Source organism: Bradyrhizobium sp. WBOS07 (genome assembly GCF_024585165.1).
Classification (GTDB): Bacteria; Pseudomonadota; Alphaproteobacteria; order Rhizobiales; family Xanthobacteraceae; genus Bradyrhizobium; species Bradyrhizobium japonicum_B.
Genome location: NZ_CP029008.1, coordinates 4,025,624 through 4,046,770 on the forward strand (window position 1 = coordinate 4,025,624; position 21,147 = coordinate 4,046,770).

Annotated in this window: 22 protein-coding genes; 8 read left to right on the plus strand and 14 right to left on the minus strand. The window is 65.0% G+C overall.

Translation table 11 applies throughout. From position 1 onward, the window contains the following. The first annotated feature begins 85 nt into the window (after positions 1–85). Entirely contained in the window at positions 86–436 is a 351-nt protein-coding gene (locus tag DCM79_RS19260) for a RidA family protein (RefSeq protein ID WP_257175840.1), read from the plus strand. A gap of 36 nt (positions 437–472) precedes the next feature. Here DCM79_RS19260 and DCM79_RS19265 read toward each other — a convergent pair whose 3' ends face one another. Next, the gene (locus DCM79_RS19265) at positions 473–643 is read right to left on the minus strand and encodes a hypothetical protein (RefSeq protein ID WP_257175841.1); all 171 of its coding nucleotides are present in this window, start codon (positions 641–643) and stop codon (positions 473–475) included. Between the two features lie 134 nt (positions 644–777). After that, positions 778–972, minus strand: coding sequence for a hypothetical protein (locus tag DCM79_RS19270; protein ID WP_028137831.1), 195 nt, complete (start codon positions 970–972; stop codon positions 778–780). 85 nt (positions 973–1,057) lie between these two features. Between DCM79_RS19270 and DCM79_RS19275 the strand changes: the two genes are divergently transcribed. Further along, positions 1,058–1,573 (plus strand): ferritin-like domain-containing protein, encoded by a 516-nt coding sequence (locus DCM79_RS19275; protein WP_028137832.1) that lies wholly within the window; start codon positions 1,058–1,060, stop codon positions 1,571–1,573. A gap of 223 nt (positions 1,574–1,796) precedes the next feature. On the opposite strand, the gene DCM79_RS19280 is transcribed toward DCM79_RS19275, so the two are convergent. The 4 genes from DCM79_RS19280 to DCM79_RS19295 form a co-directional block, all read right to left on the minus strand. Next, positions 1,797–2,654 carry an SDR family oxidoreductase gene (locus DCM79_RS19280; RefSeq protein ID WP_257175842.1) on the minus strand — a complete coding sequence of 286 codons (858 nt, stop codon included), beginning with the start codon at positions 2,652–2,654 and terminating at the stop codon, positions 1,797–1,799. Positions 2,655–2,731: 77 nt separating this feature from the next. After that, positions 2,732–3,676 carry a U32 family peptidase gene (locus DCM79_RS19285; protein ID WP_257175843.1) on the minus strand — a complete coding sequence of 315 codons (945 nt, stop codon included), beginning with the start codon at positions 3,674–3,676 and terminating at the stop codon, positions 2,732–2,734. Positions 3,677–3,731: 55 nt separating this feature from the next. Next, a complete protein-coding gene (locus DCM79_RS19290; RefSeq protein WP_257180796.1) occupies positions 3,732–4,709 on the minus strand; it encodes a peptidase U32 family protein in 978 nt (325 codons plus the stop codon). Further along, complete coding sequence (locus DCM79_RS19295) at positions 4,709–5,254, minus strand: SCP2 domain-containing protein (protein WP_257175844.1); 546 nt, start codon at positions 5,252–5,254, stop codon at positions 4,709–4,711. Before DCM79_RS19295 ends, DCM79_RS19290 begins: the two co-directional genes overlap by 1 nt. 100 nt (positions 5,255–5,354) lie before the next feature. Between DCM79_RS19295 and DCM79_RS19300 the strand changes: the two genes are divergently transcribed. Both DCM79_RS19300 and DCM79_RS19305 read left to right on the plus strand, forming a co-directional pair. Then, positions 5,355–6,884 carry a UbiD family decarboxylase gene (locus DCM79_RS19300; protein ID WP_257175845.1) on the plus strand — a complete coding sequence of 510 codons (1,530 nt, stop codon included), beginning with the start codon at positions 5,355–5,357 and terminating at the stop codon, positions 6,882–6,884. Continuing rightward, positions 6,881–7,471 carry a UbiX family flavin prenyltransferase gene (locus DCM79_RS19305; RefSeq protein WP_257175846.1) on the plus strand — a complete coding sequence of 197 codons (591 nt, stop codon included), beginning with the start codon at positions 6,881–6,883 and terminating at the stop codon, positions 7,469–7,471. Before DCM79_RS19300 ends, DCM79_RS19305 begins: the two co-directional genes overlap by 4 nt. A gap of 37 nt (positions 7,472–7,508) precedes the next feature. Here the strand turns inward: DCM79_RS19305 and DCM79_RS19310 are convergent, their stop codons facing one another. Genes DCM79_RS19310 through DCM79_RS19320 form a run of 3 tightly spaced genes read right to left on the minus strand, consistent with a single transcriptional unit; the run spans position 7,509 to position 9,697 of the window. Next, positions 7,509–7,832: a metal-sulfur cluster assembly factor gene (locus tag DCM79_RS19310; RefSeq protein ID WP_257175847.1), complete on the minus strand. Its 324-nt coding sequence runs from the start codon at positions 7,830–7,832 to the stop codon at positions 7,509–7,511. Further along, positions 7,829–8,338, minus strand: a complete 510-nt coding sequence (locus DCM79_RS19315; RefSeq protein WP_257175848.1) for a DUF2249 domain-containing protein — start codon at positions 8,336–8,338, stop codon at positions 7,829–7,831. Before DCM79_RS19315 ends, DCM79_RS19310 begins: the two co-directional genes overlap by 4 nt. A 12-nt stretch (positions 8,339–8,350) precedes the next feature. Further along, positions 8,351–9,697 carry a hypothetical protein gene (locus DCM79_RS19320; protein ID WP_257175849.1) on the minus strand — a complete coding sequence of 449 codons (1,347 nt, stop codon included), beginning with the start codon at positions 9,695–9,697 and terminating at the stop codon, positions 8,351–8,353. A gap of 237 nt (positions 9,698–9,934) precedes the next feature. Here DCM79_RS19320 and DCM79_RS19325 point away from each other — a divergent pair, with 237 nt between their 5' ends. Continuing rightward, the gene (locus DCM79_RS19325; RefSeq protein WP_306556676.1) at positions 9,935–10,399 is read left to right on the plus strand and encodes a hypothetical protein; all 465 of its coding nucleotides are present in this window, start codon (positions 9,935–9,937) and stop codon (positions 10,397–10,399) included. A gap of 139 nt (positions 10,400–10,538) precedes the next feature. Then, on the plus strand, positions 10,539–13,079 hold the full coding sequence (gene mgtA, locus DCM79_RS19330; protein ID WP_257175850.1) for a magnesium-translocating P-type ATPase: 2,541 nt from the start codon (positions 10,539–10,541) through the stop codon (positions 13,077–13,079). 488 nt (positions 13,080–13,567) lie between these two features. On the opposite strand, the gene DCM79_RS19340 is transcribed toward mgtA, so the two are convergent. The 5 genes from DCM79_RS19340 to DCM79_RS19360 all read right to left on the minus strand — a co-directional run bounded on the left by DCM79_RS19340 (position 13,568) and on the right by DCM79_RS19360 (position 19,462). Beyond that, entirely contained in the window at positions 13,568–13,810 is a 243-nt protein-coding gene (locus DCM79_RS19340; protein WP_306556677.1) for a hypothetical protein, read from the minus strand. Between the two features lie 196 nt (positions 13,811–14,006). Continuing rightward, positions 14,007–15,851, minus strand: a complete 1,845-nt coding sequence (gene ftsH, locus DCM79_RS19345; protein ID WP_257175852.1) for an ATP-dependent zinc metalloprotease FtsH — start codon at positions 15,849–15,851, stop codon at positions 14,007–14,009. Positions 15,852–15,988: 137 nt separating this feature from the next. After that, positions 15,989–16,711: a GntR family transcriptional regulator gene (locus tag DCM79_RS19350; RefSeq protein WP_257175853.1), complete on the minus strand. Its 723-nt coding sequence runs from the start codon at positions 16,709–16,711 to the stop codon at positions 15,989–15,991. A 28-nt stretch (positions 16,712–16,739) separates the two neighbouring features. Further along, the gene (locus DCM79_RS19355) at positions 16,740–18,335 is read right to left on the minus strand and encodes a GMC family oxidoreductase (RefSeq protein ID WP_257175854.1); all 1,596 of its coding nucleotides are present in this window, start codon (positions 18,333–18,335) and stop codon (positions 16,740–16,742) included. Beyond that, complete coding sequence (locus tag DCM79_RS19360; RefSeq protein ID WP_257175855.1) at positions 18,335–19,462, minus strand: mandelate racemase/muconate lactonizing enzyme family protein; 1,128 nt, start codon at positions 19,460–19,462, stop codon at positions 18,335–18,337. Before DCM79_RS19360 ends, DCM79_RS19355 begins: the two co-directional genes overlap by 1 nt. Before the next feature lie 106 nt (positions 19,463–19,568). On the opposite strand from DCM79_RS19360, the gene DCM79_RS19365 reads away from it, so the two are divergent. Together DCM79_RS19365 and DCM79_RS19370 are read left to right on the plus strand one after the other, a co-directional pair. Continuing rightward, positions 19,569–20,339, plus strand: a complete 771-nt coding sequence (locus DCM79_RS19365) for an ABC transporter permease (protein WP_257175856.1) — start codon at positions 19,569–19,571, stop codon at positions 20,337–20,339. After that, positions 20,336–21,145, plus strand: coding sequence for an ABC transporter ATP-binding protein (locus tag DCM79_RS19370; protein WP_257175857.1), 810 nt, complete (start codon positions 20,336–20,338; stop codon positions 21,143–21,145). Before DCM79_RS19365 ends, DCM79_RS19370 begins: the two co-directional genes overlap by 4 nt. Positions 21,146–21,147: the final 2 nt, after the last annotated feature.

Here is a 21,147-nt window from a genome sequence, read left to right on the forward strand (position 1 = left end):
GCGGCGGCAATTCGCAGACACCGGCGCTCGCGTTTGCCTGGAATGTGCGATATGCCGCGGCCCTCACAGCGACAACGGATTTCTCATGATCAAACGCGTCTTGCCGTATGAAGGTCTGCTCCACGAAGTGGTCGAGCACAACGGCGTGCTTTACATCGGCGGCATCGTCCCCGAGGACACCAGCCTCGATATGTCAGGCCAGGCCAACGACGTGCTCACCCAACTGGCGCAGCTGTTGAAGACCCTCGGATCCGATCCAGCCCACGTCTTGCAGGTGACGATCTACATGACTGATCTCAACGAGAAGGCCGCGTTCAACGCGGCCTGGAAAGCGCACTTTGCAGAAGCTCATCTGCCGGCACGCGCTGCAATCGGCGTGGCCGACCTCGGTCCGGGCGTCAAGCTCGAGATGACGGCCATTGCGGCCCGGCCATAGCGAGCGGCAGCGAAGCCCGACCCGGGGACCACGCGCTCAACCGCGGGCGCAGCAATCGACCAGCAGGTCCCAGATCCGTTGCGCCTCGCGTCGTTCGTGAGTGTCCGGCACCTTCTGCGCGTTGGGCTGACCGTATCCCATGGTGCGCGTCTCACGAGGCACGATCCACCGCTCCGAGACCGGATCGTACCATTTTCCGATGCTCATCTCAGTCACTTCAATCGGCTCACAGAATTGATCACGGCTGAGCGATACGCCTCCACCGTCTCATTTCCCACGGTTCGCGGGCGCATCGCCCATTTTACCAATCGGTGGCGCGGACTATCGTTCCACCCACTGCATCATCCCGGCCGGGCCGGGTGAATCGTGCGCGGATGCCGCTCATGCAGCAGCCGAGCCAGCTCCTCGCGCTCGGTCTCGCGTCCCTTCATGGCGGTTTCGAACAGCGCTTCCTGGATGTCGCGAGGCATGTCGCCCCACACGTCCATTGCCGCGCGTCCGAGCAGGCCCGCAAGATGATCAATTCCGTCGTTCATTCGGCTCTCCTGGTCTCACCACCGATTGGAACAGCTGCCGCCGTGGAGCGTTCCACTGCCATCATTGTGAAAAGGAGCGTCTTTTATGGGTTTCTTCACCAAGGACATCAAATCGATGGAAGACCTGCTGCTGCACGGGCTGCAGGACATCTATTACGCGGAGCAGCAGATCCTGAAAGCGCTGCCCAAGATGATCGACAAGGCGACCAACAGGGACCTCGCCGCAGGCTTGAAAGCGCATCTGGACGAGACCAACAAGCAGGTCGAACGGCTCGACAAGGTGTTCGCCAAGCTCGGCAAGCAGCCCAGCGGCACGCAGTGTCCGGCCATCGACGGCCTCATCGATGAAGCCGATGCGACCGCCGGAGAGATCGAGGACAAGGCCGTGCTCGACGCCGCGATCGTCGCCAACGCGCAGGCGGTGGAGCATTACGAAATTTGCCGCTACGGCACGCTGATCGCCTGGGCCGAGGAGCTCGGCCACGACGACATCGTCCGTTTCCTCACGACCAATCTGAACGAGGAGAAGGCGGCCAACACCAAGCTGAACACGGTGGCGCTGCGCAAGGGCGTCAACGCCAAGGCGTCCGACGCCGCTTGAGCAAGTGCTGCAAAGCCGACTGGATTGGTTGAATCGATTGCTGCGGCTCCGGCACCTCTCCCGCTTGCGGGAGAGGTCGCGCCAAAGGCGCGGGTGAGGGCTTTCTCCTCTCGGGGATTGTCCCATTGCGGATGCACCCTCTCCCCGACCCTCTCCCGCAAGCGGGAGAGGGAGTGCGCCGCGACTTTGTGATTAGACCTCGTCTCACCAAGTCCTAATTCTGTCAGATGAACGGCTTCCCGCCAGTGACGGCGAGCGTCGCTCCCGAAGTGTAGCTCGAGAGCGGATCGGCCAGCATGACGTAGGCGGTTGCCAGCTCGGCCGGCTGGCCGGCGCGCTGCATCGGAACCTGCTTGCCGAAGTTCTTGACCCTGTCCTCAGGCATGGTCGACGGGATCAGCGGCGTCCAGATCGGCCCCGGAGCAACGGCGTTGACCCGAATACCCTTCTCGGCCAGCATCTGGGCAAGCCCACCGGTGAAATTCTGGATGGCGCCCTTGGTGGTGGCGTAAGCCAGCAGCGTCGGATTTGGCATATCCGAGTTCACCGACGCCGTGTTGATGATGGCAGCGCCCGGCCGCATGTGCGGGACAGCGGCCTTGGTCAGATAGAACATGGCGTGGATGTTGGTCGCGAACGTGCGCTGCCATTCCTCGTCGCTGATGTCGGCGATGTCCTTGAACGTGGCCTGATGCGCCGCATTGTTGACGAGGATATCGATGCCGCCGAGCTCCTCCACGGTGCGACGCACGATCGAGCGGCAATGATCGGGATTGCTGATATCGCCGGGGATCAGGACGACCTTGCGCCGCTCCCGCTCCACCAGCGCCTTGACCTCGGCCGCATCCTCGTCCTCGTTCAGATAAGAGATGACGACGTCGGCGCCTTCGCGCGCGTAGGCGATCGCGACCGCGCGGCCGATGCCGCTGTCGCCGCCGGTGATCAACGCTTTCTTTCCGGCCAAGCGTCCGGCGCCCTTGTAACTCTCCTCGCCATGATCCGGCCGAGGCTGCATCGCCCGCGTCGAACCGGGCATCGGCTGCTGCTGCGGTGGAAAAGGAGGCTTTGGATAATCGGTCATGGACAACTCCGGGAAGCTCGCTGCGCTAACGGAGCGCCGCCGAAACTGTTCCTGGGATGGTCCGGACGACCGTAGCCCTATCCGGGTGAGACGACCCCGATCTGCGACACCGCACCTTGCGCATCCCCTGATCGGGCCCGACGATAGAGGTGACCTGGCTCTGCCCACAGGAACCCATTCGAGAACGGCACACCAGGATAGGCCGCCGCAAGCCGGCGGTTGCCGCCATCGACATCGTCGCGACCGTCGAGCACGTCGCGAAAAATCCTGGCGACGGCGACCATGTCGCAATCCTGCGGCGACAGGCGCAGCGAGCCGACATTGCTCTGGCGCAACAGTTCGGCCTCACCCAGCAGATTGGCGCAAGTGTGAGACAGCGTCTGCACGCCGTTGATGGTCAGAAACTCCTGTTGCTCCAGCGTGCTCAGGAGCAGACCATCCGGATCCTTCTCGCAGACGAAGCGGCAATTGTCCTTGGCGAGCTTGTGAAGGCGCGCATGATAGCAGCGGGCGGAGATCGCCAGCGGCACCCTGCCGAACGCGAACACCTCGATCGTGACATCGGGAACGGCCTTCGCGATCGCCGCCACCGAGGCCAGCGGCAACTCGGGCGGCAGGCAGATGCGCCCTGCCCCATGCGCGGCGTGAAAGGCTGCGCTCGCCTCGTTGTAGATGTTGACGAAGGGCCCGATGGCATGCGGCCGGCCTGCGAGCGCCCTGAGGCAGGTCAGGTCGTTCACCTCGACCAGCGCGCCTTCGGCCGAAGCGAGCTCTTCGGTCTGGCGGCGCTCGCGCCGCAGCGAGACCAGGATCAGCGAGCCCAGCAGCACCTGCTTGCCCGCCTTCTGCAGCCGCTCGACCACGGCCGGGATGTGGTCGGCGATGAACGGCGACCGCTTCGAGCAGACGATCTCGCCGACCGATACGACATCGACCGGCGCTTCATCGGCGATACGGAAGTAGAAGTCGCGCCAGCGTTCCGGCGCCCAATTGTACAGAACTGGACCGAGGCTGAGTTGCATCGCAGGAACCTCACATATTCGAAGAGATCAGCGCCAGGTCTTTAGCGCCAGGTCTTTAGCGCCAAGTCTTGCGATAGGCGCCGAGCGTGGAGGCCTGGCCTTCGGTGAACGGCTTCAGACTCGCAATATCCGCCTCGCTGCCGTTCTCGAGCGCGGCGAGCGCATGACGGAAATGGCGCACCACGCTTTCGACATAGGCACGGCCGCGCTGGCGGCCCTCGATCTTGAGCGCGGTGACGCCGGCATCGCGCAGGCCCCTAAGCAAGGTCGTGGCGTCCAGGCTGACGGGATCCTCGAAAATGTAACCGGCGCCCTGCGCGGTCGAGAAACGGCCCTTGCACAGCGTCGGATAGCCGGCGGGCTCGCTCGTCCCGAACCGGTTGATGGCGAAGCCGCCGAGGCTGGACTTCGTCCCCTCCGCGGTCTGTTCGTAGGTCACATGGCTCGGCGGCGAGCAGACGCCCTGCATGTTCGGCGACTTGCCGGTGGCGTAGGACGACAGCGAGCAGCGCCCCTCGGCCATCACGCAGAGGCCGCCGAACACGAAGACCTCGGTCTCGCAGGCGGACTCTCGCGTGATCTCGGCGATCTCCGGCACGCTCAGGACGCGCGGCAGCACGACGCGCCGCGCGCCGAAATTCTCGGCATAGAACGCGATGGCATCCGGATTCGCGGCCGCGGCCTGGACCGAGACGTGCAAACGCTGGCTCGGGTGGCGCCGCGCCGTGTAGTCCATCAATCCGATGTCGGCAAGGATCAGCGCATCGGCGCCGGCACTCACCGCATCATCCACCGCGCGATGCCAGATGTCGACGGCGGAGGCGCGCGGGAAGGTGTTGATGGCCACCAGGATCTTCGCGCCGCGGTCATGCGCGAGCGCGATTGCCTTGCGCAGCTCGTCGCGGCTGAAATTCAGGCCGGGAAAGTTGCGCGCGTTGGTCTCGTCGTTGAAGCCGCAATAGATCGCATCGGCACCGGCATCGATGGCGCTCTTCAGCGCCGCCGGCGTCCCGGCGGGACAGATCAATTCCATCATCTGAATTGCTCGCCTTGGCCCGATGAGCCGATCACATGGCCGCGGGCGGCCTCGAAGGCGCGCCTCGCCGGCACGCCCAGCGGACCGAACAGCGAGGACAGTTCGGCGGCGAGATCGAGCTGGGCGTCGTCAATCGCATTGCGCAACGCCAGCACCGCCTCGACATCGCCCTCGATGACGAGCTCGCGCGAGAACATCAAGGCATCGCCGTCGACCTTGCCTTCGAGCAGAGCCAGGAGATTGGCGAGCGAGGCCGAGATGCGCGCATCCAGGCCCTTCGGCAGCTCGCGCACGACGGACAGCCGCGGCGGCTTCGCCTCGACCACGAAGGCAAAGGGCAGATCGGTCGGCTTGATGCCGAACCGCGCGCGCGCATGCGCGCCGAGCCGGTCGAATATCGCTGGGTTGCGCCGGTGGATGCGCCGCAGGACGCCGCCGAGCACGAGCTGCAACGGCAGCAGGGGCAGCGGACGCATCGCCAATGCGACGAGCGGCGGAATCGTCGGCAACCGGCCGGGAGATGCGGCGGACGGGTCATTCATGGCGCCACATCTGGACGGAATGCACATTGTTGTATTTGAGCCGGAACAATGAAGACCAAAAACAGGCCGGCTAGCTGTGATTTTTTGGGAGCATCTTCAGTTGCAACGTGATGTGCCGCGGTTTCGCGACTTGACCGACTTCCTGCGCTTCATCGAAAGCCGGGGGCAGTTGCGACGCATTCGCGAGAAGGTCTCCGTCGTCCACGAGATCACGGAAATCCACCGGCGCATGCTGGAGGCGCACGGACCGGCATTATTGTTCGAGCAGCCCGTCAAAGCCGACGGCTGCCTCTCGGAGATGCCGCTCCTCACCAATCTGTTCGGAACGGTCGAGCGGATCGCGTGGGGCATGGGGATTGCGCCCGACCGCCTCGAAGAGCTTGGCGAGCTGATGGCCGAGCTGCGCGCGCCGCGACCGCCGAACAGCATCAGGGAGGCCTTCGGCAAGCTTCCGCTCGCCCGCGCCGCGCTGGCGACGCGCCCGCGCACGCGCGCGGCGGCACCGGTGCAGGATTGCGTCGCGATGGGGCCCGACATCGATCTCGCCAGATTGCCGGTGCAGATCTGCTGGCCCGGGGAGCCGGCACCGCTGATCACCTGGCCGCTCGTGATCACCGTGCCGCCGCACTCCGCCACGGCCGACCAGGAGGAGAATGTCGGCGTCTACCGCATGCAGGTGCTCGGTCGCGACCGCGCCATCATCCGCTGGCTCGCGCATCGCGGCGGCGCTCGCCACCACCAGCAATGGAAGGGGATCGGGCGCGACATGCCGGTCGCGATCGTCATCGGAGCCGATCCGGCAACCATCCTGGCCGCGGTGCTGCCGCTGCCCGAGACCATGTCGGAGCTGCGCTTCGCCGGAATCCTGCGCGGCGAACGGCCCGATCTCGCGCCATGCCTCACCGTCCCGCTCGCGATCCCGGCCGAGGCCGAGATCGTCATCGAGGGCCTGGTCTCGGCGACCGAGACCGCGCCCGAGGGTCCCTATGGCGACCACACCGGGTACTACAATTCCGTCGAGGAATTCCCCGTGATGCGCGTGACGGCGATCACCAGCCGGCGGCAGCCGGTCTATCTCTCGACCTTCACGGGCCGACCGCCGGACGAGCCGTCGCGGATCGGCGAGGCACTCAACCGCCTGTTCGTGCCGCTGATCCGTCAGCAATTCCCTGAAGTGACCGATTGCTGGCTGCCGCCGGAGGCGTGCTCCTATCGCATCGCGGTCGCGGCGATCAAGAAACGCTATCCCGGCCAGGCGCGGCGGCTGATGCTGGGCCTGTGGTCGATGCTGCCGCAGTTCAGCTACACCAAGCTCCTGATCGTGGTCGACGACGACATCGACGTCCGCGACTGGAAAGCCGTGATGTGGGCGGTCTCGACGCGCAGCGACGCTTCGCGCGATCTCGTGACCCTCACCGACACGCCGATCGACTATCTCGATTTCGCCTCGCCGAAATCCGGGCTCGGCGGCAAGCTCGGCATCGACGCCACCAACAAGATTCCACCGGAGACGGATCGCGAATGGGGCGTTCCGCTGGCGATGGATCCCACCGTGGTCGCACGTGTCGATGCGATGTGGGCCAATCTCGGCCTTTCCGGTGCGCCCGCACGCACATCGGTCCTGACATGAGCGGGCGACAAGGCATCGTCGTCGGCATCAGCGGCGCCTCGGGCGCCGCGATCGGCATGCGCATCGTCGAGCTGCTGGCTGCCGATCCGCACTACGCGGTGCACCTCGTGGTCTCGCCCGCGGCCGAGCGTACGCTGAGCGAGGAAGTGGGCAGCGATGCGCTGGCGCGGCTGCGCGCGCTCGCCTTCCGCCATCATCTTCATTCGGACGTCGGCGCCGCGATCGCCAGCGGCTCGTATCCGGTTGCCGGCATGATCGTGGCGCCGTGCTCGATCCGCACGCTCTCGGCCATCGCCTGGGGGCAGCTCGACAACCTCCTGACGCGCGCAGCCGACGTGCAGCTCAAGGAGCGGCGCCGGCTGGTGCTGCTGGTCCGCGAGAGCCCGCTGCATCTCGGCCATTTGCGCAGCATGCTCCAGGCAACCGAGATCGGCGCGATCATTGCCCCGCCGATGCCGGCCTTTTATCTGAGGCCGCAGTCGCTGGATGAGGTGATCGACCAGATCGCCGCCCGGGCGATCAACCTGCTCGACCTGACAAAGCTTCGCGCACCCGCAAAGGTCTGGTCGGGCTCGGAAGGCGCATAGCCGGCGCAGCGGCTGCCGTCACAGCCGGTTCGCCGGATCAATTCACCTCGGCAAAGCCGAGCGATGACCTGACGCCCGGCGAGATCATCGAGGGATGCCAGGGCGGCTCGAACGTCATGGTGACGTCGACCGATTCGACGCCCGGAACGAGGCAAGCGCTGCTCGCGACACCCTCCTTGAGGAAGGACGCGGCGGGGCAACCGCGTGTGGTCGCCGTCATGGTGATGTGGGCGGCGCCTTCGTCGACCGACACGTCATAGATGAAGCCGAGGTCGACGATGTTGTGGCCGAGCTCCGGATCGATCACAACCTTCAGTGCCTGCCTGATCAGGTCCACGAGATCATCATCGTTGATCGTCATGGCTGCACCCTCACCGTCAGTTGATAGGAATCCTTCTGCGGCGTGAAGCCGCCGCGCCATTGATGGCCGCGCTTGCTCAACTCCCGAAACAGGAAGACCGGTTCACGGCTGAGCAAGGCGGACAACGTCTGGCCGGGCGCGAGCCGCTCCAGGGCAGCCAGAATCCGAACCATCGGCTCGGGCGGATCGAGGTCGCGATTGTCGAGATGGACCGCGGGCTCGGGCCAATCGCCCTCGCTCGAGGCAGCAAAGACCGGTTCAGGCGCCTCGACCGAGCCATCGTCCGGCATGAAGCGGATCTCCCATTCGCCACCTTCGAGCTCGGCTGCCCGATGAGCAAAGCCCCTGCTCGCCATGACCTCGAACAGAGGGACCGGCTTGAAAGGAGCATAGAGCCGCAGCCCCTCCCCGGGCTCCAGCCGCTCGAGCGCGGCCATGATGATCGAGAACGGCTCGCCGCCTGCACGCAGGATCGGCCGGACATCGACGTCGATGAATTCGGTCATTGCAGTCTCCTTTCAGTTTCTTGAGACCAAGAGATGGGGCGCGGCTGCTCCCGTCGGCAGGCGTTGCGCCGCCGCCACATCCGTAAGCCGCCGGGCCCTGATGAACTCCTCGCTCAGGCCGAGCGTCGCAACCATCACCGCCGCGACGGCGACGCGGAAGCCGAGTGGCGCGTCGATCATGAGCATCAATGTCGCCGTCCAGCTTCCGGCAAAGAACAGCACGAACCATTTCGAGGCGCGGCGCTCGGCGACAAGATCCTGGACGCGGGGCGTCGGCACTCTGCCCATCACCGGACCATAGGTCTCGAGCCAGGTCAGGAACGGCACGATCTTGTAGAGATTGGCGAGCACGAGGCCCGTGAGCCAGCCGAACGCGAGGAGAAAGGCGAGCGCGCCGACATGGGACGAGAAGGTGCCGGTTGCGAGACAAGCGGCGCCAAGGATCGCGACGGCGATGAGGCTCGTCAGCGCAACGAGGCTCATGCGCGTGTTGAGCTCGAGCGCGCGGCGTTTGCGGGTCCTGTACAGGCCGAGCACGTCGCGGCCGTAGGCGGCCAGCGACAGCAGCGCCGCTGTTCCTGCCAGCAGAAATGCCAGGTTCAGCCCCGTCATGCGCCAAAGTGCGAGCGCGCCGCCGACAAGTCCGACGGCCAGCGCAATGATGCCGGCAGACCAGGCGAGGCGGCCGAGCCGCGCATCGCCGTCGGGCGCGAGCATGAACATCGCAAGCAGGCGATAGCTGACGCCCATGGCCGTGAAGGTCAGCCAGCCGCCAAGGCCGGCGAGCGCGTGGATCGGCACGCCCGAGACCAGCAGCTCCGGCCATTGCGCGCCGATGGCGGTTCCGGACAGCACCAGCGAGAACAGGCCGCCGAACGCCGCCGTGACGCAGATGCAGGCAAGCCCGCCTGCGACGAACCGCGCCGGCAGCGGCAGCGGACGGGCCGACCACAGCGTCATGCCGAGATTGGCGACGACCAGGGCGAAGCCGGCGATCAGAAGGCCGGCCCCAATGGGAAGCAGCCATGGCGGCCCGTTGATGTGCCCGCCCAGAGCCAGAAAGCCCGCGAGCAGGACCATCAGCCCCAGCGTCAGCAGCGCCAGAGCCGGCAGCGTCCAGCGTTCCGCATAGAGCGGCCTTGCGACCAGCACCGGCACGAACTGGAACAGCGCGCCGCACAGCACCGTGCTCAACCAGCCGATGCTGACCATGTGGACAATGACGAGAGTTTCCGGAGCGCCGATATCGTGGTTCGGAAAACCGAACCCAACGACCATCAGTGCTTCTGCGAGCAGCAACCATACGATCGCGACTGCGAAGTAACTGATGGCCCATCTACAGAGGCTGGTTCCGATCACGGCCTACTTCCCATCGCCTGCACATGAATTTCCATGTCAGCGCTCGAAAACGGTAAGCGGCGGCAGTCGCGACCACTTTGTCGAGGCGCAAACTCCGGCGTCATTCACGACAATGGGACCGGCGTCGACGCCAGGGCCGTGGAAGGATTGATGCAACGCAAGAGCACAGCCCGCGGCGCTGATATTCAAGACGTTCAATCGGCAAGGAGTGGTCGGATGACGCTAAGGAATTGGTGTGTGGTGCTGGCGATCTCGGCGGGCGCGGTCACATCCGCGATTGCGCAGTCCAGCTTCCAGCCCTCCCCGAACGCAAAGCAGGATGCGCCTCGCCTCACCCAAGTCATGAGCATGGCGCAGCTTCAGCATCTCAAGCTTTGGTACGCGGGCAAGGCGAGAAACTGGGATCTCGCCGCGTACGAGCTGCGCCAGTTGACGAACAGCCTGGCCGAAGCGGCGATCTTCTACCCTGCAATTCCCGTCACCAACGTGACCACGATGAACGAGCCGCTGCTCGCGGTCGCCGACGCGATCGCGGCGGGAGACGATCGCAAGTTCGCCGGCTCCATGCGCGCGCTGACCGACGGCTGCAATGCCTGTCACAGCTCGATGGGCCGCAGCTTCATCGCCATCGCCGTGCCGACCGGCGGGCAGCCGCCCGCCAATCAGGTATTTTCCCCGTCGGGAAACGGCCGGAAGAAATGATGCGGCCGGGGGCGCTTTGCTCCCGGTGTCCGCCTCCTGACGACGCCGTCCGAGATCTGATTGCGTTGCATCAATCCGGGAAACGAGCAGCCCCCTACCCTTGGCCTCGCCTGGAAATCAGCGACCGCCGAGCCGTTCCATGATCGAACAATCCAGCCCGGCCAAGGTTTTGGCCGAGGCGTTCTGGCAAATGCCAAAGGCCGAGCTTTACCGCGCGCTCGGCTCCGGCCCGGACGGCCTCTCGCAGGGCGAAGCCGCCCGACGGCTAAAGATCCACGGCGCGAACCGCGCCGACGCCTCACCGGGCCGATCGGCCCTGCGCAAGCTCGGCCAACGTCTGTGGAATCCGCTGATCGCCATGCTCCTGGCGGCTGCGCTCCTCTCCGGGTTGAGCGGCGATATCGGCAGTTTTGCCATCATCGCCACCGTGCTGTCCCTCTCCATCACGCTCGATATCGTTCAGGAGCACCGTGCCGAGCTCACCGCCGAAAGGTTGCGGGAATCGGTCGCCATTCAGGCTGACGTCGTCAGGGGCGGCAGGGATGCGACGATTTCGGTGACGGCACTGGTCCCGGGGGACGTCGTCAAGCTCCGTATCGGCGATTTGATACCGGCCGACGGCATCGTCCTCGATGCGCAGGATCTGCAGGTCAATGAAGCACTGATGACGGGCGAGCCGTTTCCGGCCTTCAAGACCGACGCTACCTGCTCCGCTGCATTGCCGGCAGACGCCATCAACGCCCTGTTCGCGGGAACCAGTACCGTCGGCGGCAGGGGCAGGATGCTGGTCGTGACGACCGGGGGCCGGACGCGCTTCGGCGCGATCGCCTCGGCAATGGCCGCCAACGCACCGCCAACCGCGCTCGAGCAGGGCGTCCGCAGGCTCGGGCTGCTGATCCTTCGGCTGACGCTCTTCCTCACGCTCTTCGTGCTGATGGCTCATCTCGTCGCGCAACGCAACGCGATGGAGTCCTTCCTCTTCGCGATCGCGCTCGCCGTCGGCTTGACACCCGAGTTGCTGCCGATGGTGATGACGGTGACCCTCGCCCGCGGCGCCCTGCGCATGGCGAAGCGGAAAGTCATCGTCAAGCGGTTGTCCGCAATTCACGATCTGGGTGCGATGGACACGCTTTGCGTCGACAAGACCGGCACGCTCACGGAAGCCCGGATCACGCTGCAGGCGCATGTCGATCCCGAGGATCGGGCCAGCGACCGCGTTCTGAGCTTGGCGCGCTTGAACAGCACATTTCAGGCCGGCATCAGAAGCCCTCTCGACGACGCCATCCTGTCGGCAAGCCGCGACGATCGCGATGGCTGGGTCCGGCTTTCGGAAGTCCCGTTCGACTTCGAGCGGCGGTGCCTGTCCGTTCTGGTCGGACGCAACGGCGAACAGACGCTGATCGCCAAAGGGGCTCCCGAATCCATCCTTTCTCGCTGCGTGGCCGTAGAAATCGATGGTCTGGCTCATCCGCTCGACGCCGTCTGGCAACAGAAGATGGCCGACATCCAGGCGCGCTATGCCCGCGACGGCTTCCGGCTTCTTGCCGTCGCCTTCAAGTCCATACCGGCGGGGCAGCAGACCATTGCCGTCGGCGACGAGACCAATCTGACCATGATCGGCTTTTGTGCCTTCGCCGATCCGCCGAAGCAGGATGCGGCCGCAGCCATCAAGGCGCTCGGCTCGCTCGGCGTCACCATCAAGATCATTTCCGGCGACCATGGCGCCGTGGTCGCGCACGTGGCGCGATCGGTCGGCCTCAGCGCCGACCGGATCATGACCGGTGCCGAGATCTCCGAGCTGACCGATGCCGCGCTCATCGCCCGGGTCGACCATGTCGACCTGTTCGCCCGGATCGATCCCGACCAGAAGCGGCGGATCATTGCCGCGCTCAGGCACCGCAATCACGTCGTCGGCTTCATGGGCGATGGCGTCAATGACGCCCCCGCGCTTCACGCCGCACATGTCGGCATATCCGTCACGGGCGCGACCGAGGTCGCCCGCGCGGCCGCCGACCTGATCCTGCTGGCGCCCGACCTGTCCGTGCTAGCGGCCGGTGTGCGCGAAGGCCGCAGGACGTTCGCCAACATCCTGAAATATGTCCGAATGGGAACGAGCTCGAATTTCGGCAACATGCTTTCGATGGCCCTGGCCTCGGTCGTTCTTCCATTCCTGCCGTTGCTGCCGTTGCAGATCCTGCTGAACAATCTGATCTACGATCTCTCCGAGATCGGCATCCCTTTCGACGACGTCGATCGCGAGGACATTGCGCGGCCGGAATCCTGGGACATGACAAGCATCCTTCGCTTCACCATCGTCATGGGAATGGCGTCGTCCCTGTTCGACGCGATTACCTTCGCCGTTCTTCTCAAGCTGTTCGATGCGGATGCGCCGATGTTTCAAACCGGCTGGTTCCTGGAATCGATAGCGACCCAGATCCTGGTGATCTTCGTGATCCGGTCTCGCAAGCTGCCGTGGCGCGCACACCGCCCCCACGCCATCTTGATCGCCACGTCCTTGGGTGCCCTGCTTGCCGGCGTGGCGCTTGCACTCGGCCCATGGCGAGGCGCATTCGGCTTTACCGCGCTGCCTGCGGGACTGCTTGCGACGATCATCGCCATCGCCGCGGCCTATCTGATCTCGGCAAGCCTCGCGAAGCGGCTGGCGATCGCAGAGCCTTGACACTCGATACGGTCGATTTGGGCTGCTGCCGAGCGCGAGGGCGACAGCTCAATTGGCCATATTCAGCTGGGAAGCAGAGCAACCCTACTTTGGCGGCTGAAGACCCCGAGAGTTGACCCATTCGTCGAGGTGAGCTGCGACGTCGGCTTGGCGAACCTTCGCAAGCAGCTCGTCCCGCTCGCGGCCAGGCTTCAGTCTGGCGGCACGCTCGCGGAGCTGTTCGGCCCATGCCGAAAGACGGACCTGAAATGATACGGTTTGCTTTATGTGCTGCCGCTTCACAGTGCTTCACCCCTCCCCAAGCGCCTTCCGTTCAGCACCTGTTGGGCGAGGGGGAGACGAGCACCCCGACCCGGCGCTTAGCCCTAAGCTAGGAGCCGATCGGCTGGCGAGTTTGCGCCAAGTCAATGCGGGGGCCGAATTCGGCGATGTGCAGCGAGCTAACGGGCTTTGGCAGAGAGAGCAGCGCTACATCCATTTACCGCTGCTCAGGTTGCGCTCCAATAAATCCGTTCGCGGTGAACTTCGCGGCCGCTCTCGTCGATGATGACGATCTCAAGGTCGGGATGGCCGTTCGGCTTCTCCCGGCGCATCCGGTCGGCCAGGTCCTTGCTGTGCGCGATGGCGGCACCGTCGCTGACAAGCTCCAATCCGGCTCTATCCCGAACGGGCACGCCGTCCTTCATGTCGAAATAATATGTGGGCATGAACTCATTTTCCGCGTTCCACACGCGGCTCTCTTGACGTCATCGTCCCGAAAAAACGGGAGCTGCCGAGGCCCGGGGGCGGCCGCAGCGAGCTGGAAAATCGCATCATAGTGCGTCTGGCGGGTCAGATCTTGACCCGGATCAACCCGGGAAAATCAGGCTGTCCCCCGAAGCCCCGCCCCTTCTGGCGGCATCATGGCGCTGCCGGCGCCCAGCGCCGTCATGCGGCAACCGGCTCGCTTTCGCCGCTGCGTTTGCCGCGCAATGGCGCAAACTGCTCCGACGTAACCGTTTCGTTTGCGATCAACAGGTCGACGCCGGCATCGAGGTCTGCCCGCCTTTGCTGGAGGATGTCGCGGGCACGGCGGTCTCCCTCCTCGATCAGGTTGCGGACGGCGAGATCGATCTCGCGCCCGGTCGCCTCGGCGGCGCCGGCGATCTTGTCCTGGGCCGCGCCGAGAAAGGCCTGCGGCTTGGGTGCGTAAGTGCGTTGCCCCACCGTCTCGTCCATGCCGTACTTGGTCACCATCTCGATCGCGACTTCGGTCGCACGCTGAAGGTCGTCGGCGGCGCCGGTCGAGATCGCCCCGTCGAAGATCAGACGCTCCGACGCGCGCCCGCCCATCAGCACCGCAATGCGGTTCTTCAGCTCCTCGACGGTCAGCAGGAACCGGTCCTCGGTCGGTCGCTGGATGGTGTAGCCCAGCGCACCGATCCCGCGCGGGATGATCGAGACCTTCTGCACGGGGTCGACGCCGGGCAGGCTGGCGGCGACAAGGGCATGGCCCATCTCGTGATAGGCAACCCTGCGCCGTTCGTCCTTGCTCAACACCCTGCTCTTCTTCTCGATTCCGGCCACGATCCGCTCGATCGCCGTGACGAAATCGTCGAACGTGACCTCGTCTCCGCTCCGCCTGGTCGCCGCGATTGCGGCTTCGTTGATCAGGTTCGCAAGGTCTGCCCCGGTAAATCCGGTCGTGAGACCCGCCACCTTGTCGAGGTCGACGTCGCTGCTCATGCGGATCTTGTGGGCATGCACCTTCAGGATCGCAACGCGTCCGTTCTTGTCCGGCCGGTCGACCAGGACCTGCCGGTCGAACCGACCTGCACGCAGCAGCGCGGGGTCGAGGATCTCCGGGCGGTTGGTGGCCGCCAGCAGAATGACGCCGGCGCTCGGATCAAAACCGTCGAGCTCGGACAGCAGCTGATTGAGCGTCTGCTCCTTCTCGTCGTAGCCGCCGAACGACAGCGGCCCGCGGCTGCGGCCGAGTGCGTCGAGCTCGTCGACGAAGATGATGCATGGTGCGGCCTTGCGGGCCTGCTCGAACAGATCCCGAACCCGCGCCGCGCCGACGCCGACGAACATCTCCACGAATTCCGAGCCGGAGATCGAGAAGAACGGGACACCGGCCTCTCCCGCCACCGCGCGGGCCAGCAGGGTCTTTCCCGTTCCCGGCGGTCCGACCAGCAGGATACCCTTGGGGACGTGCGCGCCCAAGCGACCATAGCTCTTGGGATCCCTGAGGAACGACACCACTTCCTGGAGCTCGAACTTCGCTTCGTCCACGCCGGCGACGTCCGCGAAGGTGACCTTGATGTCTTTCTCGACGTAAACCTTCGCGCGGGACTTGCCGATTGCCATCAGCCCGCCCAGGCCCTGGCCGCCGCCCATGGAGCGGCCGATCCAGAGCCAGATCACGAAGAAGGCGATGACCGGAAAAATCCAGGACAGCAAGGTCTGCAACGCGCCGCCGCCGGGGACGCCGGTCACGCTGGCGCCCTTTGCCGCGAGCTTCTCGGCCAGGGCCATATCGACCCGCGCGGTCACGAAGGCGGACTTGCCGCTCGGGAGCGGCTCCTTCAATTTGCCTTGAATCGTATCCGGGCCGACGGACACCTCGGCGATCTTGTCCTGGGCGAGCAGCTGCTCGAATTGGCTGTAGGGAATGGTTTCGATCGTATTGTAGGTCGACAGGCCGAATTGCAGCATGGCGAGCAGCATGCCGCCGGCCAGGATGGCGGCCATTGCGATGCCCTGCTTCCGTGAAACTCGATCGGACTCCACCCTGCTTCTCCCATCGCCGTCGTCTGCGGTGCGAACGGTAACGGAGAGCGGCGGCTGCCGCTTGATTCAGCTCAACGTCGGGGGAGTCCAGCCGCCGACCGCCGTCGTCCGGTCGAGCCAGATCTGGCCTCTCCTTCCTAGGGACGCAGATCCATGTCGATCCGCACGAAGTCGCCGCGATAGGTGACCTCGCCGAGATAGATCACGGTACGGTCCGCGGTCGTGAAGATGCGGCGGACCTCGGCCACCGGCGAATTCAGCGGCACGCGCAGCAGCCGCGCCGCCTCGATATCCGCGGTGCCGATCGTCAGGGTCTGGCGCGCGCTGGCGATGGCGGGATCCCTGAGATCGTTGAGGATCGGGATCACGGTCTCGTTGCGAAAACGCTTCGGCGACCTGCGGAAAATCTTCTCGTCGAGATAGATGGAGATGACGCAGTAAGGCTGCTTCTGCCGCGAATGCAGCCGGCGCATGAAAACGTATTTTTCCGCCGGCTTGCCGTCCCCGGGAAGCAGCGGGGCATTGCTGCGGCTTTCCGAGATGTTGATGATCTCGGGCGAGGTGTCGCGGTACATGTCGGCAAGATCGGACAGCGTGGTCTCGACCTTGAGCCAGCGATCCTGCCGCACGGTTCCCGTGACGAAGGTGCCGCGGCCCTGCTGCGCCTCGATCACACCGTCGCGTGCGAGCAGCTCCACCGCCTGCCTGATCGTGACGCGCGACACACCGAATTCGGCGGCCAGCTCCTCGTTGGCCGGCAGCCGAAAACCCTGGGTCCAGACGCCGCGTGCGATCCGCTGCCGGAAGATGTCGGCGATCTGCGCGTATTTGGGGACGTGACTATCGGAACTCAATTCCATCTCGCCCTCCGGAATTCAGGCCGCGCGATCAAGCCATGACCAGCGCGGCGCCCCGTTCGCCGATCATCAGGCTGGTCGCATTCGTGTTGGCCGAGGTGATCTGCGGCATCACGGAGGCGTCGATCACGCGCAGGCGCTCGACGCCGCGCACCCGCAGCTGCGGGTCGAGCACGGCCTGCGCGTCCCGCCCCATGCGGCAGGTCCCGACGCAGTGAAACACCGTGCCTCCCGTGTTGCGCGCAAAATCCCACAGCCCGGCATCATCCCTTGCCGCTTCGCCCGGCACCATCTCGACATCCCAGAGCGGGCGAAAGGCCTTCTGCTGATAAATCTCGCGCAGAATCTTCAGACCCGCAACGATGGTCTTGCGATCGATCTCTTCGGCGAAATAATTCGGCACGATGCGCGGCTGCTCGAACGGGTCAATCGAGCTGATCGCAAGCTGTCCGCGCGACTTGCCATGGCACTGCCAGACCGAGGCGGTGAAGCCGGAATAGAGGTGCAGGGGCTCGCCGGGCTTGTCGACCGAGAGCGGCATCACGTTGAACTGCACATCCGGCCTTCCGCCAACCGCGTATTCCGTGCAGGCTGCGCCGCCCACCTGCCCCGCCCCGACCGTCAATGGACCCCTGCCTGCCAGCATCCACTCCAGCCCCATCTTCGCCAGCGCGACGGGATTGCGGATCTGATCGTTGAGCGAGATTCGCTCCTTCAAACGGACGATCAGCCGGGCCTGATAATGGTCCTGGAGATTGGCGCCGACCTCAGGAGAATCGGCAATTACGGGAATGCCGAGCTTGCGCAGCAGTTCGGCCGGACCGACGCCAGAAAGCTGGAGGATCTGCGGGGATTGCAGCGCGCCGCCGGACAGGATGATCTCACGATCGGCCGTCGCGCTGTGGACCTGTCCGTTGCTGATCCACTCGACGCCGGTCGCGACGCGACCATTGAAAATGACCCTGCTGACCTGCGCATGGGTGATGATGGTGAGATTGGGACGGCCGGCGATGGGGCGCAGAAACGCAGAGGCGGAGCTGGTCCGCCAGTGCCGGCCGATGCCGAGCTGGTAGGTGCCGACGCCCAGCGTCGTGGCGCCGTTGAAGTCGGGATTGCGCGGCAGGCCGAACTCTACACCCGCCTCGACCCAGGCCTTCGATGCCGGATTGTCGTTGCGGAGATCGGAGACCTCGAACTCGCCGAGGCCGCCGTGAAACTGGCTCTCGCCGCCGCGATAGCGTTCGTAACGCCGAAAATACGGCAGGAGCTCGCGATAGCTCCAGCCGTCCGCACCGAGGCGCTCCCAATCGTCAAAGTCCTCGTGCTGGCCCCGGATGAAGATCAGGCCGTTGATCGACGAGGAGCCGCCGAGCACGCGGCCGCGCGGCCAGACAATGGCGCGGCCGCCGCTCCCTTCCGAGGGCTCGGTCCTGAACAGGCGCGAGAATCGCTCGTTGTAGATAGTCCGGTAGTAGCCGACCGGAAGTTTCAGCCAGAAATTCCGGTCCGCTCCGCCGGCCTCCAGCAACAGAACACGGCAGGACGGATCGGCCGACAACCGGTTCGCAACGACGCAGCCGGCCGAGCCCGCGCCGACGATGATGTAGTCGTAGCCGCGAGCTGGCATCAGATTGTCCGGTATTGCGCGATGGAAGCGAGATCGGGCGTGATGCCAAGACCCGCCTCGTCACCGAGCTCGATCATGCCGTCGCGGACATCGAGCACCGGACCGCAGAAGCGATCGCGCAGCGGGTTTTCGTTGCAGTCGACTTCGAGCAGCCCGTCGCCACCGACGCCGGCGAGAAGATGCGCGGATGCCAGAAGACCGATGCCGGCGCCAAGATAGTGCGGACAGAACATCTTTCCCGACGCCAGGATGTCGCGGGCAATGCTGGTGCAGGCCGACAGCCCGCCCCATTTGGCGATGTCGGGCTGGACGACGCGGAGAATCGGCTCACCCAGCACCTCGGCAAAGCCGGCGTGGCTGGCAATGTTCTCGCCGGCTGCGAGCGGAAAGCGAATGGCCTCGTACAGCTGTTGCCATTCTTGCCGCGGACGATCAGCACGGATCGGCTCCTCGAGCCAGGCAAGACCGAAGCGCTCGAGCGGAGGCGCAAGTTCCAGCGCCTGCGCAATGGTCCAGCCCTGGTTCACGTCGGCCGCGAGCAGCCCCTCGCCGACGAGACGGCGCAGCGCGCCGAGATTGGCGCGGTCAGTTGCCGGATCGAAGCCGATCTTCAGCTTCAACGCGCGGTATCCGCGGCCAAGGGCCGCTTCAGCCGTCCGCTCGGACCCGACCGGATTGATGCCACTGGCGTAGACCTTGATCTTGCGCTTGGCGCCGCCGAGCAGCGTCCACAACGCAACATTCCGGCGGCGCGCGTAGAGATCCCAGACCGCGAGATCGATGCCGGCGATCGACTGCGCAAACGGGCCGGCCTCTCCGGACTGCAGCGCCAGCACCGAGGTTCCCTGCGTCAGGCGTTCGAACGCGGCAGAGGGCTCGGGCGCATTGAATCCGATCAAAGCCGGCGCAAGCACCTCGTTGACGAGCCGGACACGATGCTCGGCACCGGGTGCAGGAAAATTGCACCACACTTCGCCCCAGCCGATGTTTCCGTCGGTGTCTTCAACGCGGACGAAAACAGCAGGCCGATCCGCCATCCGCCCAAAGGACGTGATGACCGGCGTGGTCAGCGGGTAGCGATAGCCAAAGGCCTGGACGCTTCGGATGGTGAATGGCGGGGAAGTCATGCGGGAAAGCCTGCGACGCCTCCGATCAAAGGCACCACTTGTACGGTCATCCTATTTATAATATGACTTCCGAAAACATCAATCGCAATCTGGGCGGACGCGTCGAATGAATGGAGCTGGCCTGAGACGTGTTGGCCTCGGATTGATACCGTGGATCGGCGCAATCCTGCTCTGGTACGCCGTGCGCTGGAGCGGCTTCGTCAACGTCTCGCTGATCCCCGCGCCGCACCAGGTCGCCGCAAAGTTCTTCGAGCTTCTCACCAGGGAAGGGCTGCTGATCGACATCTTCGCCTCGACGCGGCGCGTCTTTCTCGGCGTGGCGCTCGGCATCCTCGTGGCCGTGCCGGTCGGGTTTCTGCTCGGGTGGTATCGCCCCGCCCGCACCTTTGCCGATCCCATGATCAACTTCTTTCGCGCGCTGCCGCCGATCGCTCTGATTCCGCTGGTCATCGTCTATTTCGGCGTCGACGAGCTCGCAAAGCTCGTCATCCTGTTCTACGCCTCGTTCTTCTCCGGCGTGATCGTGATGTATGAGGGCGTGTCGCAGATCACGCCGCTCTACATCCGCGTGGCGCAGACGCTCGGAGCGAACCAGGCCGAGATCTTTCACAAGGTCATCATTCCCCTCACCGTCCCGCACATCCTCACGGCGCTGCGCGTGGCGTTGGGCGTGGCCTGGGCGACGCTGGTCGCATCCGAGCTGATCGCCGCGCAGCGCGGGCTCGGCGCCATGATCCAAAATGCCTCGACCTATTTCCTGCTCGACGTCATCTATGTCGGCATCATTTGCATCGGCCTGATCGCGCTGATCATGGACTTGATCCTGCGCAAGATCACCGCGCGGCTGCTGGTCTGGCAGGATCGGGCCATCGCATGACCAAGCGCGCACAGTTCGACAAGGTATCGCTGTCTTTCGAGACGGCGAAGGGCCGCCTCCAGGTGGTCGAGGACGTCAGCTACGACATCAACGACGGCGACTTCATTGCGGTGATCGGCCCATCCGGCTGCGGCAAAACCACGATGATGAGCATGCTCGCCGGCTTCCAGAAGCCGACGACCGGCAAGGTCCTGTTCGACGGACGTCCCGTCGCCGGCCCCGGCCCCGAGCGCGGCGTCATCTTCCAGGAGTATGGCGTATTCCCGTGGTTGACGGTGAAGCAGAACATCGCCTTCGGCCTGACCCTCAACGCCAACCGCGTCGCGGCCGCCGAGCGCGAGGCGATCTGCGATCACTATCTCGGGCTGATGGGCCTGTCCGACTTCGCCAACTCCTACCCGAAGCACCTGTCCGGCGGCATGCGGCAACGGCTCGCGATCGCGCGGGCCTATGCGGTGAAGCCGCAATTCCTGCTGATGGACGAGCCGTTCGGCGCGCTCGACGCCCAGACCCGATCCAACATGCAGAGCCTGCTGCTCAAGGTGCTGGAGACCGAAGGCAAGACCGTCATGCTGATCACCCATTCCGTCGAGGAGGCGATCTACCTCGCCTCCCGCATCGTGGTGGTGACGGCGCGGCCGGCGCGGATCAAGCAAATCATCGACGTTCCCTTCGCCTATCCGCGCGACGATTCGATCCAGGAGCGGCCGGAATTCGCCGAGCTGCGAAGCCATATCAGGCAGCTCGTGATGGACGAATATCGTGCCCAGCAGGCGCAGATGCGCCCGGTCTCATTCTCGGAATAACA

Coding starts and splice junctions, on each gene's coding strand:
- DCM79_RS19260 (WP_257175840.1), top strand. CDS start 86: ATGATCAAACGCGTCTTGCCGTATGAAGGTCTGCTCCACGAAGTGGTC.
- DCM79_RS19265 (WP_257175841.1), bottom strand. CDS start 643: ATGAGCATCGGAAAATGGTACGATCCGGTCTCGGAGCGGTGGATCGTG.
- DCM79_RS19270 (WP_028137831.1), bottom strand. CDS start 972: ATGAACGACGGAATTGATCATCTTGCGGGCCTGCTCGGACGCGCGGCA.
- DCM79_RS19275 (WP_028137832.1), top strand. CDS start 1,058: ATGGGTTTCTTCACCAAGGACATCAAATCGATGGAAGACCTGCTGCTG.
- DCM79_RS19280 (WP_257175842.1), bottom strand. CDS start 2,654: ATGACCGATTATCCAAAGCCTCCTTTTCCACCGCAGCAGCAGCCGATG.
- DCM79_RS19285 (WP_257175843.1), bottom strand. CDS start 3,676: ATGCAACTCAGCCTCGGTCCAGTTCTGTACAATTGGGCGCCGGAACGC.
- DCM79_RS19290 (WP_257180796.1), bottom strand. CDS start 4,709: ATGGAATTGATCTGTCCCGCCGGGACGCCGGCGGCGCTGAAGAGCGCC.
- DCM79_RS19295 (WP_257175844.1), bottom strand. CDS start 5,254: ATGAATGACCCGTCCGCCGCATCTCCCGGCCGGTTGCCGACGATTCCG.
- DCM79_RS19305 (WP_257175846.1), top strand. CDS start 6,881: ATGAGCGGGCGACAAGGCATCGTCGTCGGCATCAGCGGCGCCTCGGGC.
- DCM79_RS19310 (WP_257175847.1), bottom strand. CDS start 7,832: ATGACGATCAACGATGATGATCTCGTGGACCTGATCAGGCAGGCACTG.
- DCM79_RS19315 (WP_257175848.1), bottom strand. CDS start 8,338: ATGACCGAATTCATCGACGTCGATGTCCGGCCGATCCTGCGTGCAGGC.
- mgtA (WP_257175850.1), top strand. CDS start 10,539: ATGATCGAACAATCCAGCCCGGCCAAGGTTTTGGCCGAGGCGTTCTGG.
- DCM79_RS19350 (WP_257175853.1), bottom strand. CDS start 16,711: ATGGAATTGAGTTCCGATAGTCACGTCCCCAAATACGCGCAGATCGCC.
- DCM79_RS19355 (WP_257175854.1), bottom strand. CDS start 18,335: ATGCCAGCTCGCGGCTACGACTACATCATCGTCGGCGCGGGCTCGGCC.
- DCM79_RS19360 (WP_257175855.1), bottom strand. CDS start 19,462: ATGACTTCCCCGCCATTCACCATCCGAAGCGTCCAGGCCTTTGGCTAT.
- DCM79_RS19365 (WP_257175856.1), top strand. CDS start 19,569: ATGAATGGAGCTGGCCTGAGACGTGTTGGCCTCGGATTGATACCGTGG.
- DCM79_RS19370 (WP_257175857.1), top strand. CDS start 20,336: ATGACCAAGCGCGCACAGTTCGACAAGGTATCGCTGTCTTTCGAGACG.